The following is a 13,407-nucleotide window of genomic DNA, read 5'->3' as shown; positions in this document are numbered from 1 at the left end:
CGTTGCTGTCGGATGCGGCTCAGCCGGCCCAGCTCAGCCGGCCCAGCTCAGCCGATCCGTCGGCCACAGGCGCGTGTCCGCCTGGCGCTTGAGCACGTTCTCCTCAGGCGTGCCCACCGCGCAGCGGGTGCCGTGCGGCGGCACCTTCAGCGAGATCAGGTACTCGTCGAAGATGTCCGTCTGGCACTTGTCCTTGCCGTAGATGCGGTGGCCCCACCCCTCGTACGTGAGCAGCACCGCCTTCGGGCCGAGCTGGCGGGCCGCGTTGGCCGACCAGATCCACGGCGTGGCGGGGTCGTGCAGCGAGTTGCCGAGCAGCAGCGGCGCGTCACCCGTGTACCGCAGCTCGTGCGGCGGGTTGGTCGTCTTGTAGTTCATGCAGATCGGCAGGTCGTCGATCGGGTACGGGTGGTACCGCGTGTCGGGCGCCAGCGCGTTGGAGACCTTCATCAGCGCGGCGTACTCGGCGTAGTTGCGCACCCGGAGGTCGTAGTCCTGGCACAGGATCGTGGTCGGCAGCTCGGCCACGTCGCCCTCCACCGGCCCCCGGCCGGGCAGCGGCGGCACCCAGTCGGGCTCGGGCCCGCCGTTCAGCCAGTTGATGGTCTGGCTGAGCGTCACCCAGTCGGGCCCCTCGTTGCCCAGCGCGGCGTTGTAGATGACCTGCAGCTCCGTCATCTTCGTGCCGGTGCTCGGGTAGATCAGCTCGCCCCGCTGAGCCTTCTCCCGCAGGTTCTTCCAGATCGCCCGGATGTCCTGGCCGTGCAGGACGCAGCTCGGCTCCTGCTCGCACCAGCCGACGAACTGGTCGAAGGCGTCCTCGACGGCGACGGCCTCCGTCGCCAGGAAGCCCGCCACGTCGAGGCTGTGGTCCATGTTGCTGTCCAGCCCCAGCGCGCGGACGCGGTCAGGGAACAGCTCGGCGTACATCTGGCCGATCAGCGTGCCGTAGGAGATGCCGTAGTAGGTGAGCTTCTCCTCGCCGAGCGCCTCGCGCAGGGCGTCCATGTCGCGGGCGACGTCCGTGGAGTCGACGTGGTCGTACAGCGGGCCGGTGCGCTCACGGCAGTCCTGGTGCAGGCGCTTGGTGAAGGCGTCCCACGCCTCGAATTCGGCCTGGCTCTTGATGACCGTGTGCGGCATCTGGTTGTAGACCGACGCCGAGCAGATCACCGGGTGGCTGCGGCCCACGCCCCGGGGGTCGAAGCCGACGATGTCGAAGTGGCGCTGGAGCTCCTCGGTGTAGGAGCCGGGGGCGCCGTACACGGCCTCGACGCCCGAGCCGCCGGGGCCGCCGGGGTTGATGACCAGCGAGCCGATCCTGGCGTCGGGGTCGGTGGCCTTGCGGCGGGCGACCGCGATGTCGACGGTCGGGCCGTCCGGCTGCGACCAGTCGATGGGCACGGTCAGCGTGCCGCACTCGGCAGACGGCTCCTCCTCGCACGGAGCCCAGGTGATGGTGCGCGCCGGCTGCGTCACCTCGGCACTGGCGGCCGGGACGGGCGACAGCGTCGCCACCGCCACTAAGGCGGCGGCGAGCAGGGTGAACCTTCTTCGCACGATGCTCCAATCTTCGATCGATCCCCCGTTGGGGCGTGCGACGAAGATGGATCATCGCGTATTTGGCGTTATGTGCGCGACGAAATTACCGAAGTTCCCTACTTCGTAATGACTTATCGCGTCAAGAGGCTTCGAATGCCTCCGCCACCACCTTGCGGACCTCGTCCATGTCCGCGCTGCCCATCTCGCGCTTGAGCGAGGTCATGTCGACGTCGGGCATCCCGCACGCGACCGCCCAGCTCCACGGCGTCAGGTCGCCGTCGACGTTGAGCGCGAACCCGTGGCTGGTGACGCCCCGGCTCTGGCGCATGCCGATCGAGATGATCTTGCGTCCGGTCTCCACCGTCCACACGCCGGTCAGCAGCTCGGAGCCCGGCGGCGTGTCGCGGCGCTCGGCCGGCAGCCCCAGCTTGCCCAGCGCCTCCACCAGCCGGAGCTCCACCTCGCGAACGTAGTCGACGATGCCCTCGCCCTCGTCCAGCTTGACGATGAGGTAGCCGACGAGCTGGCCGGGCCCGTGATAGGTGAGCTGGCCGCCGCGACCGGTCTCGACCACGGGGATGCCGTGGGAAGGGTCGGGCAGGTGCTCGGCCGGGGTGCGTCGCCCGATCGTGTAGACGGAGGGATGGCTCAGCAGCCAGAGCGTGTCCGGCCGCTCCTCCCGTTGGCGCTGCCCGACGAGGTCGGTCATGCGCTCCATAGCCTGGTCGTATTCGACGAGCTCATCCTGGATGAGCGTCAGCGGCCTTGCCCTCATGTTTCTGAGGATATGCCCGGCCCTTGACTGGCGACGCCGCAGGTAGGCCCGCTTTTACCCGCTGTGGGCCGCCACCCACTCGTCCACCAGCTCGCAGAGCCGGTCCAGCGCCTCTTCCACCCGCTCGCGCTCGCCCGTGGTGAGGAAGTCGATCTGCAGCCCGGTGTACGCCGAGTTCGCCAGCGTCGAGATCCGCGTCGCCTCCGGCTCCGGCACGCCGCGATCGCGCAGCAGCCCGGCCACGAACTCCGACCGGTCGGCCAGCAGCCTCGGCACGTGCCCGCGCAGCTTGCCTGCCGCCGCGAGCCCTTCGATCTCGTGGATGAGCCGGGCGATCGGCACGTTCTCCTCGCGGGACTGCCAGTCCCACGTACGGCGGATGATCGTGCCCACGCTCTCGGAGCCCGACCAGCCCGGCAGACCGCGCAGCCAGGCGCGGTGGCGCTCGTCGAGGCGCTCCATGGTGGCCGACAGCAGCTCTTCCTTGTCGGCGAAGTGGTGGGTGAGCACGCGGGTGGACTTGCCCAGGTGCTGGGCCAGCGGGCGCATGGACAGCGTCGAGAGGCCGTGGTCGGCCAGGTAGTCGATGATCTGGTCGAGCAGCTCGCCGCGGCGGTGCGGATCGGCGGTCCTGGCCATGGCTGTTTTCCCTTTGACGCCATTGAGGTGACGACTGTTACCCTACCGGGGAAACGACTGTTACCTTTATTTCAGGGGATACCCATGTCCATCGACGTACGCCGGCGTGCCCGCCTGCCCGCCTGGCTGCTCGCGCTGACCTTCACCACCTTCACGTTCGCCACCGACGACTACGTGATCGCCGGGGTGCTGCCCGCGCTCTCCGCCGACCTCGGAGTCAGCGAGGCCATGGGCGGGCAGCTCGTCACGGCCTTCTCGCTGGCGTTCGCGCTGGCCGCACCCGTGGCCTCGGTGGTGACCGCCACCTGGTCGAGGCGGGCGCTGCTGGCGTGCGCGCTGGGGTTGTTCGTCGCGGCCAACGCGGCCGCCGCCTTCACCGGTTCGTACGCGGTGCTGCTCGGCCTGCGCGTGCTGGCCGCCGTGGCCGCCGCCGCCGTCGTCCCCGCCGCGTACGCCATCGCCACCTCCGCGGCCCCCGAGGGGCGGCAGGGGAGCTACCTGGCGCTGGTGATGGGCGGGCTGACCGGTTCGCTGACGTTCGGCGTGCCGCTCGGCACGTGGGTGGGCGGCGCCTTCGGCTGGCAGGCCACGTTCGGGCTGGGCGCGGCGCTGGGGCTCGTCGCGCTGGCGGCTGTCATGGTCACGCTGCCCGGCCTGCCGCCGCAGCCCGCCATGCCGATCAGGGAGCGTCTCGCCCCGCTGGCCCGGCCCCAGGTGCTGCTCGGTCTGCTCGGGATCGTCGCGATCGTGCTGGGCAGCATGATGGTGCTGAGCTATCTCGCCCCGTTTCTGCGCGACCTGGCCGGCGCCGGGCCGGTGGAGCTGGGCTGGGTGTTCGTGCTCGCCGGTCTCGCCGGGCTCGCCGGCGGCCAGCTCGGCGGCAGGGCGGCCGACCGGTGGGGCGCGAGCCGGGCGATGACCGCGGGCGTGGCCGCGTTCGCGGCGGTGATGGCCGCCCTCACCTTCTGCCAGATCCTGCGGCCGGTCCCGCTGCTCGCCCTGCTGCCGCTGCTGCTGCTCTGGGCGGGCGCGTCGTGGTGGATCCCGCCGCCCGCGCAGGCCCGCATGATCGCCCTCGCCGGCCCGGCGGCGCCGCAGGCGCTCGCGCTCAACAGCAGCGCCGTCTACGTGGGCGTGTCGTGCGGTGCCGCGCTCGGCGGGCTCGTGCTGGAGACGTACGGCAGCGGCTGGTTGCCGGCCGCCGCGGTCTGCGTGGAACTGGTCGCGCTCGCGCTCTTCCGCGCGGCGGACCGTGGGCGCGCCGGCGCTATGCCGCCCGGTAACCCTTCGGCTCCTCAGGGATGAGGATCCACATGGCGACGTAGACGACCCAGAGCGGGCCGGGGATGAGCGACAGCAACAGCCAGAGAATGCGGACGAGCGTCGGCGGCAGGCCCAGCTTGTCGGCGATGCCGCCGCAGACGCCGGCCAGGATCCTGTGCTCTCGTGAGCGGTACATGCTGTGTTCCTTCGTTGTGGTGTGTCGTCCTACGTGAGAAACGGACGGCAACGCGGATCAGATCCTCTCAGGACCCTGAGAAAACCCTGATAGGGTCAGCCACTTCTGTGCCATGCCCAGATGACGGCTGGTCAGACCCTCCGCCGGGTCCACATGAACAAGGAGGAAATTCTCCAGACCCTGATGGACCCTGAGGTACTCCTCGTCCTCCGCCCACACCTGATCGTCGAACCAGACGAACGGCCGCCGGCCGACGTACCCCGCCACATGCGGCGTCTTGAACATCTCCCCGTGCTCGCTCGGCGCGCCGGGGCTCATCGGGATCACCGGGAGCGTGGGCAGCCCGATGCGCGGCGCGATCCAGTCGTTGGCGTGGTGCTCCCACGTGGTGGCCCAGACCAGCTCGGACCCGGTGTTCAGGGCCAGCTCCAGCAGGCGGCGGCCGTGGGCCGGGTTGAGGTGCACGGTGTAGACCTCGGCGCCGATCGTGCACCGGTAGCGCCGGTAACCGGCGGCGGGCGGGCCCATGGGGTTCAGCACGCCGTCCACGTCGAGCAGCAGCAGCGGCTTCACGGCGCCGCTCCGGCCCTGTGCTGCTGGGGGCTGACCCCGCGTACGCGCTTGAAAGCCGCGCTGAGCGCGAACGGGCTGCCGTACCCGACCTTCCTGGCCACCGAGCCGATCGTCGCGCCGGGCTCGCGCAGCAGGTCGGCGGCCAGCGCCAGCCGCCAGTCGGTGAGGAACGCCATCGGCGGCTCGCCCACCAGCTCGGTGAAGCGCCGCGCCAGCGAGGCCCGCGACACCCCCACCTCGGCGGCCAGCGAGGCGACCGTCCACGGGCGGGCCGGGTCGTTGTGCAGCAGGCGCATGGCCTTGCCGACGACGGGGTCGCTCATCGCGCGGTACCACCCCGGCGCCTCGTTCGCGGCGAAGTGGGCTCGCAGCACCGCGATGAGCAGCAGGTCGAGCAGCCGGTCGAGGACGGCCTCCTGGCCCGGCTCGTCCTTGACGATCTCAGCGCTCATCAGCGTGGTGAGCGGGCCGCCCGGCTGCACGATCAGCCGGGGCAGCGCGTCGAGCAGCCGCCTGCTGACCTCGCCCTCCATCGTGTAGGTGCCGGTGAGCAGCACGGTCTCGCCGTCGCGGTCGTTGCCCCACGTGCGCACGCCGAGGTCCATGGACTGGTAGAGGGACTCACCGTCGACGGTGGTGCAGCGCTGGCCGGGGTGGATGACGATCTGCGGCGCCGTCGCCGGGTCGTCGGCCACCGTGTACGGCTCAGGCCCCCGTACGACCGCCACCTGCCCGGCCTGGACGCGTACGGGCTCGGCGTCGTCGAACGTGATCCACGACTCGCCCCGCACCTGCGTGACCACCGACAGCGGAGCCTCGTCCTGGATGCGCAGCGACCACGGCGGGTCGAGGATCGAGCGCAGGAGGAAGGCGCCGCGAGCTCTGGGGCCGTCGAGCAGCGCCGCGAGCTGATCCATGAGTCAGACGATGGCACAAGCGTTTGTGCCTGCTCAACCAAGGGGACGACGGTCGGCATGGCGGCCCTGCCCGCGGCTTTCGGCGGGGCTGTGAGGGCCGGACCGCTGATGACGCGCGGGACCGCGAGAAGCCGGGCCGCCGGTGAAGCGCGAGACGGTGAGGGGCCGGGCCTGCCCCGAGACGCGGGGCGACGACCGGGCCCGGCCGAGGCGAACATATGGCCAATTCTTCGTGAACAGCGCGTATCACCCCCGCTGCGACGTGCGATCCCAGCAGGTCAGGGCCTCGCGAGAGCGATCGCGCGGCCCCCGATTCCGCTAGCCTCACCCTCACACTCGCAGCGTCCACGGAAGGTGTCGTCGTGATCGGCTGGCTAGAAGCGGTGGTTCTGGGGCTGGTCCAGGGGCTCACGGAGTTCCTGCCGATCTCCTCCAGCGCCCACGTCCGCGTGGTCTCCGCTTTCGCCCAGTGGCCTGACCCGGGGGCGGCGTTCACGGCGGTCATCCAGCTCGGCACGGAGGCGGCCGTGCTCATCTACTTCCGCCAGGAGATCTGGGAGATCATCTCCACCTGGACGCGTTCGCTGTTCGTCAAAGACCTGCGCGGGCACTGGGCGGCCCGCATGGGCTGGTACGTCATCGCCGGCACCATCCCCATCGCCGTGCTCGGCCTGACGCTCAAGGACCAGATCGAGACCACGTTCCGGGACCTGCGGCTGGTCGGCACCACGCTCATCGTCTTCGCGATCATCCTGTGGTTCGCCGACCACACCGCGCGCAACAAGCTGACGCTGGAGAAGCACCTCAACGTCACCCACGCGGTCATCTACGGCTTCGCCCAGTCGCTCGCCCTGGTCCCCGGCGTCTCGCGCTCCGGCGGCACCGTGACCGCCGGTCTGCTGCTCGACTACCGCCGCGAGGACGCGGCGAAATACTCGTTCCTGCTGGCCATCCCCGCCGTGCTGGCCTCGGGGGCGCTTGAGCTGACCGAGATCGGCGAGGGCCCGGCCCCCGACTGGGGGCCGACCATCCTGGCCACGCTCATCTCGTTCGGCGTCGGCTACGCGGCGGTCGCCTGGTTCCTGCGCTACATCAGCACCCACCGCTTCACCGGCTTCGTGATCTACCGCATCGTGCTCGGCTTCTTCGTCATCCTGGCCGTCACGCTGGGATGGATTCCCGCTCAGGGCTGAGCGCCGGACGGTAGGTGGCCAGCGTGAACACCAGCGCGACCACGCCGATGGCGACCGCCAGCACGACCACGCCGATCCGCCCGTACGCCTCCAGCGCCACGCCGCCGGCCAGTCCCGCCACCACCAGCCCGAGGTACTGCGCCGACGCCAGCAGGCCGAGGCCGATCGAGACGTTGCCCGGCACCGCCGCGACCGTCCTGAACTGCTGGGCGGGCGCCACCATCCAGCCGCTCGCGCCCCACAGGAAGCCCCACACGAGGGCGACGGGCAGTGCGAGGTTCGCGACGGGGATCAGGGCCATGAACACCAGGACGGCGGTCATGCCCGTGAAGACCATCCGGCGCGGGCCGTAGGCGTCGGTGAGCCGCCCGCCGAGCATGTTGCCCGCGACGCCGCCCAGCCCCCACGCCCACAGCACCGCGGGCAGCGGCAGGTCGAGCAGCGAGCCGATGTAGGTGTAGGCGGTGAACCCGGTGGCGAACACCAGGAGCTGCGTCACCAGCACCGCCACGACCCGCCGGTCGCGCAGCGGCTGCAACCGCTCGCTCAGCCGTCTCGACGCCGCGATCCGCACGTCGGGCACCAGCGCCGCCACGCCGATGAGGCCGAGCACGCCGAGCCCGGCGACCGCCCACAGCGTGGCCCGCCAGCTCACCGCGTCGCCCAGCCACGTGCCGAGCGGCACGCCCAGGGCGGACGACACGGTCAGCCCGCCCATCACCAGCGCAAGCGCGCGGCCGCGCCGCTCAGGGGAGCTGAGCGCGCTGGCGACGGCCGACGAGGTCGGCGTGAACATCGCCGCGCCCGCCGCGGCCACCACCCTGGTCAGCAGGACCAGCGGGTACGTCGGGGCCAGCGCGGCCAGCGCGCTGCCCGCCGTGAAGACCGCCATGGCCAGCAGCAGGAGCGTCCGGCGCGACATGTTCGCGGTGAGGGCGGCCAGCACGGGGGACAGCACGGCGTACGCGAGGGCGAAGACCGTCATGAGCTGCCCTGCCGCCGATCGGGACACCCCGAGGTCGGCGGAAATGGACGCGAGCAGACCGGCGGTGACGAACATGCCGGTCCCGATGGCGAAGTTTCCGGCGGCCAGTGCATAGAGCCGCGAACGCATAGGGCCTCCCCGTACGAAAGTTGGATGCCCATCAAACTGACCTATAGTTGGATTGTTGTCAAACCATGCGACGGAGGTAGGGTTTTCCCATGCGCCTGCTTCCTCAGCCCGCCACGGAGAACATCCAGCTCACCGAGGTGCTGCGGGCGCTCAGCGACCCCGTACGTCTGGAGATCGCCGCCCGCCTGGCCGTCGCCGGACGCATGAGCTGCACCGTCGCCGGAGAGTCCCTCGGGGTGCACAAGTCGACCGCCTCGCACCACTTCCGCACGCTGCGCGAGGCCGGGGTGATCAGCACGGAGCGCGACGGTCGGCAGAAGGTCATGAGCCTGCGCTGGGACGACCTGGAGGCCCGCTTCCCCGGCCTCCTCCCCGCCATCCTCACCGCCGCCTCACTGGAAACCCGCGCCGCCGCCTCCGCCGACTCCGGACCTCGCGAACCCGCCAACTCCGCCAACTCCGCCGACTCGGGACCGCGCGAACCCGCCGACTCGGGACCGCGCGAACCCGCCGCCTCCGCCCAGTCCGGATTGCGCGAACCCGCCGCCTCCCGCTGACGAGCCACCGCACATGCCCGAGCACAACCCGCACACGCCCACTTCCAGCGAGACCATGAGGGACCTGCCGATCAACAGCGTGCTGCCCGAGCTGCTGAGCGTGCTCGACCGGCACGGCAGCGCGGTGCTGACCGCACCGCCCGGCACCGGTAAGACCACGGTGGTGCCGCTGGCGCTGGCGGAAGCGGGCCTGCGGGTCGTGGTGGCCGAGCCGCGCAGGCTCGCCGTACGCGCCGCCGCCCGCCGCATGGGCGTGAGCTACACGATCAGGGGCGAACGCCACAAAGGCGCCAACCCCATGGTCGAGGTCGTCACCACCGGTGTCCTGCTCCAGCGCCTCCAGCGGGACCAGGAGCTGGCCGGCGTGGACGCGGTCGTCCTCGACGAGTGTCACGAACGCCACCTCGACGCCGACACCGCGCTCGCGTTCCTCCTCGACGTACGCGACACGCTCCGGCCCGACCTGCGGCTGCTGGCGACGTCCGCGACCGCCGACGCCGAGCCGTGGGCGCGGCTGATCGGCGGCCCCGTCGTCGCGGCCACCGGCGCCGCCCACCCCGTGGAGACGATCTGGGCCCCGCCGCCGCGCCCGGTCGCCCCGCCGCACGGCCTGCGCGTCGATCCCGCGCTGCTCGCCCACGTGGCCTCCGTGGTCCGCAGGGCGCTTGCGGAACGCGACGGCGACGTGCTGTGCTTCCTGCCCGGCGTGGCCGAGATCGCCAAGGTGGCCGGGATGCTGGCGGGCGACGCGGAGCAGGTGCTTCAGGTGCACGGCCAGGCGCCCGCCCACGTCCAGGACGCCGTCCTGTCCCCGGGCACCGGCCGCCGGGTGGTGCTGGCCACGTCGGTGGCCGAGTCGAGCCTGACCGTCCCCGGGGTGCGCGTGGTAGTGGACTCCGGGCTGGCCCGCGAACCCCGTACGGACCATGCTCGCGGCCTCGGCTCGCTGACCACGGTCAGGGTCTCGAAGGCGGCGGCCACCCAGCGAGCTGGACGCGCCGGCCGCGAGGCCCCCGGCACCGTCTACCGCTGCTGGAGCGAGGCCGACCACGCCCGTCTCGCCGACCACCCGCGCCCCGAGATCGCCCTCGCCGACCTCACCGGCTTCGCGCTCCAGGCCGCCTGCTGGGGCGACCCCGACGCTTCGGGCCTCGCCCTCCTCGACCCGCCACCGCCCGCCGCGATGTCCGCCGCCGCCCAGGTCCTCCACTCCCTCGGCGCCCTCGAACCCGCAACCCCCACCACCGGCTCCTGCAACGGCGAGCCCCCGGCCGGCGGGTCCGCCGCCGACGCGCAGTCCGACGCGTCCGGCTCTGACGCGCAGTCCGACGCGTCCGGCTCTGACGCGCAGACGAGGGGGACAGCCCCAGCCCCGCGGTCGGGCGGGGCAGTGTCTGGGAAGGCCGCTTTGCGGGTGACCGAGCGGGGGCGGCGGATGGCGTTGGCCGGGGTGCATCCTCGGCTGGCCCGCGTTCTGCTCGATCTCGGCCCCGACGCCGCCGAAGTGGTGGCCCTGCTCTCGGAGCAGCTTCCCCGCGACGCCTCTGACGACCTGGTGGACGTCTGGCGGGCGGCCCGGCGCGGCGGCACCGGCTTCGCCGCCCGCTGGCGTCAGGAGGCCCGCCGCCTCCACCGCACCGCCGCCGAGGCCCAGCACGCTGTCCCCCAGACCGGCGGGGGCTCCGGCGACCGGACCGGTCACGAGGCCAAGGGCCGGTCCGAGGACGAGGTGGCCGGGCTGGCGGTGGCGCTGGCGTTCCCTGAGCGGGTGGCGCGGCGGAGGGGCGGCGGGTACCTCATGGTGTCGGGGACGCAGGCGCAGCTCCCCGAAGGCTCAAGGCTGCAGAGCGCGGAGTGGCTGGCGATCGCGGTGGCCGACCGCCCGACCGGCTCGGCGTCGGCGCGCATCAGGCAGGCCGTGGCGATCGACGAGACCATCGCCCGCCTGGCCGTGGGCACGACGGTCGAGGACGAGGTCACCTGGCGCGTCCCGCCGGGCGAGCGGCGCGGCGACGTGTCGGCCCGCCGGGTGGAGCGGATGGGCGCGATCGAGCTGTCCGCCGCTCCGCTCCAGGACGCCGACGTACGCGAGGCCATCCTGTACGGCCTGCGCACCGAAGACGTTCTCACCTGGACAAAAGCCGCCAAAGACCTCAGAGACCGCCTGACCTTCTGCCACCGGGCGATCGGCGCCCCCTGGCCACCGACCGGCTCCATGCAGGACCTCATCGACCTGGCCGACCAGTGGCTGGAGCCGGAGCTGTCCCGCGCCCGCCGCCGCGACGACCTGGAGCGCATCGACGTGGCCGGCGCGCTCGAACGCCTGATCCCGTGGAGCGAGCGCCTGGACCAGGTCGCCCCCGAACGCATCGAGGTGCCCAGCGGTTCGAAGATCCGCGTGGACTACTCGGGCGAGCAGCCGGTGCTGGCGGTGAAGCTGCAGGAGCTGTTCGGCTGGCAGGAGACGCCGCGGATCGCGGGCGTGCCGGTGCTCGTGCACCTGCTCTCCCCCGCGGGTCGCCCGCTGGCGGTGACGGCGGACCTGGCGTCGTTCTGGCGCGAGGGGTATCGGCACGTACGTGCGGAAATGCGCGGCCGATACCCTAAGCACCCGTGGCCGGAAGACCCCCTCACAGCCCAGCCGACGCGCCGTACGAAGTGATCGCGGCGGTCCGCGACAACGCCGCCTGGTGCGATCTGATGTGCCGGGCGCACGGCAGGCCCGGCACGTTCGCGGAAAGGGCGTGGACCAACCCCGCGCGCACGCCGCTCTACTACCCCGACGCGGTCACGCTCTCCCCGCTCGCCACGGCCGCCGACGTGCTGCCGCACATCGACGCCGGGTCCGGCGCGTCGGTCAAGGACAGCTTCGCCACGCTCGACCTGCCGGGCTTCGAGGTGCTGTTCGAGGCCCAGTGGATCCATCGGGCCGCGCCCGAGCCGGCCGAAACGTCCTGGCAGGTGGTCGAGGACGCCGCCACGCTCGCCGCCTGGGCGGCCGCCTGCGGCCTGCCCGACCTGTTCCCTCCGGCCCTCCTGACGCCCGCTGCGACCGACGCTGCGACCGGCGCTGAGACCGGCTCCGGGACCGGCTCCGGGACTGGTGCTGCGACCGGCTCCGGGACGACGACCACCATCGTGTACGGCCGCACCGGCGGCGCCATCACCGAGGGCGCGGTGCTCACCTCGACCGGCGACGTCGTCGGCGTCTCCAACGTGTTCGGCCCCGCCTCGGCCTGGGCGGGCGTGACGGCCATGGCCGCCCGCCTCTTCCCCGGCCGCCCGCTGGTCGGCTACGAGAGCGACCCCTCAGACGCCCTCGCCCACGGCTTCACCACGACGGGCCCTCTCCGCATCCTCCTCAAGCCCTGAGGCCGACCGGCCGACCCGGCCGCCTCACGCCCGTGGCAGCGGGCCGGCGTAGCGCGGCGGCTCAGGGCAGAAGGTCGTCGAGGGTCGGGTCGGTGAGGACGTCGTACCGTTCGCCGCCCACCCCCACGTCCTTGAACCCGCTGGACGTGGCGATGCACACCACGGGCCCGTCGAAGTCGCGCCGCAGCCGCCGCCGTCCGGCCAGCCCGGCGGCGCCGGACAGCTCCTGCCACAGCCCGGCCCGCGCCAGGTCGCGCTGGGCCTTACGCAGGTCCTCGTCGGTGACGAGCACGGCCTCGCCGCCGCTGTCGCGTACGGCCACCACGCCCCGGTGCCCGCCGACCGGACAGGCCACCCCGTACGCGTCGGTGGGCCCGATCTCGACGATGGCGGCGGGCAGCCCGGCAGCCAGCGCCTTGGCGTGCGGCCCGCCCGCGGCGGTCTCGCAGGAGAACATGCGCGGCGTCCGGTCCGTCACCCCGAGCAGCCGCAGCTCGGCGAAGCCCTTCCACACGCCGTACAGCAGCTCGGCGTAGCCGGTGGGCGAGAAGACGGCCGCGGGCACGGTGCCGAGCTGCAGGAACAGCTCGTACGCGATGGTCTTGTAGCCCTCGGGCCCGAACGGGTGCCCGGTGTGCGTCACGGTCTGGTTGCTGACGGGGTGGTAGCCGAGCTCGTCCACCACCTGCCGCAGCAGCGGCCAGCGCTTGTCGACGGGCACGGAGACGACTTTGGCGCCGTACGACCGCACGAACTCCTGCACGGCGGGCGGCGCGTCGCCGGTCAGCACGATGGCGGGCAGCCCGGCTCTGGCGGCGTAGGCGGCGGCGGACGCGCCGTGGTTGCCGGAGGAGGCGACGACCACGCCGGGCGCGCCGCAGGCGACGGCGGCGCTGACGGTGACCCGGTTGAGCCGGTCTTTGTGCGACCAGGTGGGGTTGCGTGATTCGTCCTTGATGTAGACGTCACCGAACTCGATCAGCGGCGTGCCGCCCTCGCCCAGGGTGGGCGCGTCGAGCGGCGGCAGCAGCGGCGACCAGCGTGCGATGTCCGGGCCCGGCTGCTGTTCGAAGAGGGTCCTGTCCACCTTCGCGTAGTCGTAGTCGACCTCCACCGGGTAGGCCAGCTCGGCGGTGCTGGTCTTGGGGCACCCGCGGGTCAGCGGCGGGAAGAGCGGGAATTCGGCGGAGGGGTCGCCCAGGGAGCGCTGGCGGAGGGCAAGCGAAGGTCCGTTCACGGGCAAGGACCCTACCGAGCCTCGCAACG

General features: G+C 72.3%; 13 protein-coding genes. 5 read left to right on the top strand and 8 right to left on the bottom strand.

The window, feature by feature from the left end; all coding sequences use genetic code 11:
* Positions 1–33: 33 nt before the first annotated feature.
* From ACFMQL_RS16520 to ACFMQL_RS16510, 3 genes are all read right to left on the bottom strand, one after another.
* Positions 34–1,560: an alpha/beta fold hydrolase gene (locus tag ACFMQL_RS16520; protein WP_364062746.1), complete on the bottom strand. Its 1,527-nt coding sequence runs from the start codon at positions 1,558–1,560 to the stop codon at positions 34–36.
* 121 nt (positions 1,561–1,681) lie between these two features.
* Complete coding sequence (gene lipB, locus ACFMQL_RS16515; protein ID WP_378786023.1) at positions 1,682–2,317, bottom strand: lipoyl(octanoyl) transferase LipB; 636 nt, start codon at positions 2,315–2,317, stop codon at positions 1,682–1,684.
* A 54-nt stretch (positions 2,318–2,371) separates the two neighbouring features.
* Positions 2,372–2,956, bottom strand: coding sequence for a TetR/AcrR family transcriptional regulator (locus tag ACFMQL_RS16510; RefSeq protein WP_364062740.1), 585 nt, complete (start codon positions 2,954–2,956; stop codon positions 2,372–2,374).
* 84 nt (positions 2,957–3,040) lie between these two features.
* On the opposite strand from ACFMQL_RS16510, the gene ACFMQL_RS16505 reads away from it, so the two are divergent.
* The gene (locus ACFMQL_RS16505; protein ID WP_378786022.1) at positions 3,041–4,261 is read left to right on the top strand and encodes an MFS transporter; all 1,221 of its coding nucleotides are present in this window, start codon (positions 3,041–3,043) and stop codon (positions 4,259–4,261) included.
* On the opposite strand, the gene ACFMQL_RS16500 is transcribed toward ACFMQL_RS16505, so the two are convergent.
* The 3 genes from ACFMQL_RS16500 to ACFMQL_RS16490 are packed head-to-tail and all read right to left on the bottom strand — an operon-like array spanning position 4,224 to position 5,905.
* Positions 4,224–4,415, bottom strand: coding sequence for a PspC domain-containing protein (locus ACFMQL_RS16500; RefSeq protein ID WP_364062734.1), 192 nt, complete (start codon positions 4,413–4,415; stop codon positions 4,224–4,226). The genes ACFMQL_RS16505 and ACFMQL_RS16500 overlap by 38 nt on opposite strands.
* A gap of 57 nt (positions 4,416–4,472) precedes the next feature.
* Entirely contained in the window at positions 4,473–4,988 is a 516-nt protein-coding gene (locus tag ACFMQL_RS16495) for an HAD domain-containing protein (RefSeq protein WP_364062731.1), read from the bottom strand.
* On the bottom strand, positions 4,985–5,905 hold the full coding sequence (locus ACFMQL_RS16490) for an AraC family transcriptional regulator (RefSeq protein WP_364062728.1): 921 nt from the start codon (positions 5,903–5,905) through the stop codon (positions 4,985–4,987). Before ACFMQL_RS16490 ends, ACFMQL_RS16495 begins: the two co-directional genes overlap by 4 nt.
* Before the next feature lie 362 nt (positions 5,906–6,267).
* Between ACFMQL_RS16490 and ACFMQL_RS16485 the strand changes: the two genes are divergently transcribed.
* Positions 6,268–7,098, top strand: coding sequence for an undecaprenyl-diphosphate phosphatase (locus ACFMQL_RS16485; protein ID WP_364062725.1), 831 nt, complete (start codon positions 6,268–6,270; stop codon positions 7,096–7,098).
* On the opposite strand, the gene ACFMQL_RS16480 is transcribed toward ACFMQL_RS16485, so the two are convergent.
* A complete protein-coding gene (locus ACFMQL_RS16480) occupies positions 7,067–8,212 on the bottom strand; it encodes an MFS transporter (protein ID WP_364062722.1) in 1,146 nt (381 codons plus the stop codon). The two genes, ACFMQL_RS16485 and ACFMQL_RS16480, sit on opposite strands and share 32 nt — an antisense overlap.
* Before the next feature lie 89 nt (positions 8,213–8,301).
* Between ACFMQL_RS16480 and ACFMQL_RS16475 the strand changes: the two genes are divergently transcribed.
* From ACFMQL_RS16475 to ACFMQL_RS16465, 3 genes are read left to right on the top strand one after another with little or no spacing between them, the layout of a single operon-like run.
* Positions 8,302–8,769 (top strand): ArsR/SmtB family transcription factor, encoded by a 468-nt coding sequence (locus ACFMQL_RS16475; RefSeq protein WP_378786021.1) that lies wholly within the window; start codon positions 8,302–8,304, stop codon positions 8,767–8,769.
* A gap of 13 nt (positions 8,770–8,782) precedes the next feature.
* Positions 8,783–11,431 carry an ATP-dependent RNA helicase gene (locus tag ACFMQL_RS16470; RefSeq protein WP_378786020.1) on the top strand — a complete coding sequence of 883 codons (2,649 nt, stop codon included), beginning with the start codon at positions 8,783–8,785 and terminating at the stop codon, positions 11,429–11,431.
* Positions 11,383–12,141, top strand: a complete 759-nt coding sequence (locus ACFMQL_RS16465; RefSeq protein ID WP_378786019.1) for a hypothetical protein — start codon at positions 11,383–11,385, stop codon at positions 12,139–12,141. The genes ACFMQL_RS16470 and ACFMQL_RS16465 overlap by 49 nt, the downstream gene beginning before the upstream one ends.
* Positions 12,142–12,202: 61 nt before the next feature.
* Here ACFMQL_RS16465 and ACFMQL_RS16460 read toward each other — a convergent pair whose 3' ends face one another.
* The gene (locus tag ACFMQL_RS16460) at positions 12,203–13,378 is read right to left on the bottom strand and encodes a pyridoxal-phosphate dependent enzyme (RefSeq protein ID WP_364062710.1); all 1,176 of its coding nucleotides are present in this window, start codon (positions 13,376–13,378) and stop codon (positions 12,203–12,205) included.
* Positions 13,379–13,407: the final 29 nt, after the last annotated feature.

Origin of the sequence: Nonomuraea fastidiosa, from assembly GCF_042751225.1 — a bacterium.
Taxonomy (GTDB): domain Bacteria; phylum Actinomycetota; class Actinomycetes; order Streptosporangiales; family Streptosporangiaceae; genus Nonomuraea; species Nonomuraea fastidiosa.
This window is presented reverse-complemented; position numbering and strand designations above follow the sequence as displayed.

Excerpts from the sequence above, each read along its gene's own strand:
- lipB (WP_378786023.1), bottom strand. The coding sequence starts at position 2,317 with ATGAGGGCAAGGCCGCTGACGCTCATCCAGGATGAGCTCGTCGAATAC.
- ACFMQL_RS16510 (WP_364062740.1), bottom strand. The coding sequence starts at position 2,956 with ATGGCCAGGACCGCCGATCCGCACCGCCGCGGCGAGCTGCTCGACCAG.
- ACFMQL_RS16505 (WP_378786022.1), top strand. The coding sequence starts at position 3,041 with ATGTCCATCGACGTACGCCGGCGTGCCCGCCTGCCCGCCTGGCTGCTC.
- ACFMQL_RS16500 (WP_364062734.1), bottom strand. The coding sequence starts at position 4,415 with ATGTACCGCTCACGAGAGCACAGGATCCTGGCCGGCGTCTGCGGCGGC.
- ACFMQL_RS16490 (WP_364062728.1), bottom strand. The coding sequence starts at position 5,905 with ATGGATCAGCTCGCGGCGCTGCTCGACGGCCCCAGAGCTCGCGGCGCC.
- ACFMQL_RS16480 (WP_364062722.1), bottom strand. The coding sequence starts at position 8,212 with ATGCGTTCGCGGCTCTATGCACTGGCCGCCGGAAACTTCGCCATCGGG.
- ACFMQL_RS16475 (WP_378786021.1), top strand. The coding sequence starts at position 8,302 with ATGCGCCTGCTTCCTCAGCCCGCCACGGAGAACATCCAGCTCACCGAG.
- ACFMQL_RS16470 (WP_378786020.1), top strand. The coding sequence starts at position 8,783 with ATGCCCGAGCACAACCCGCACACGCCCACTTCCAGCGAGACCATGAGG.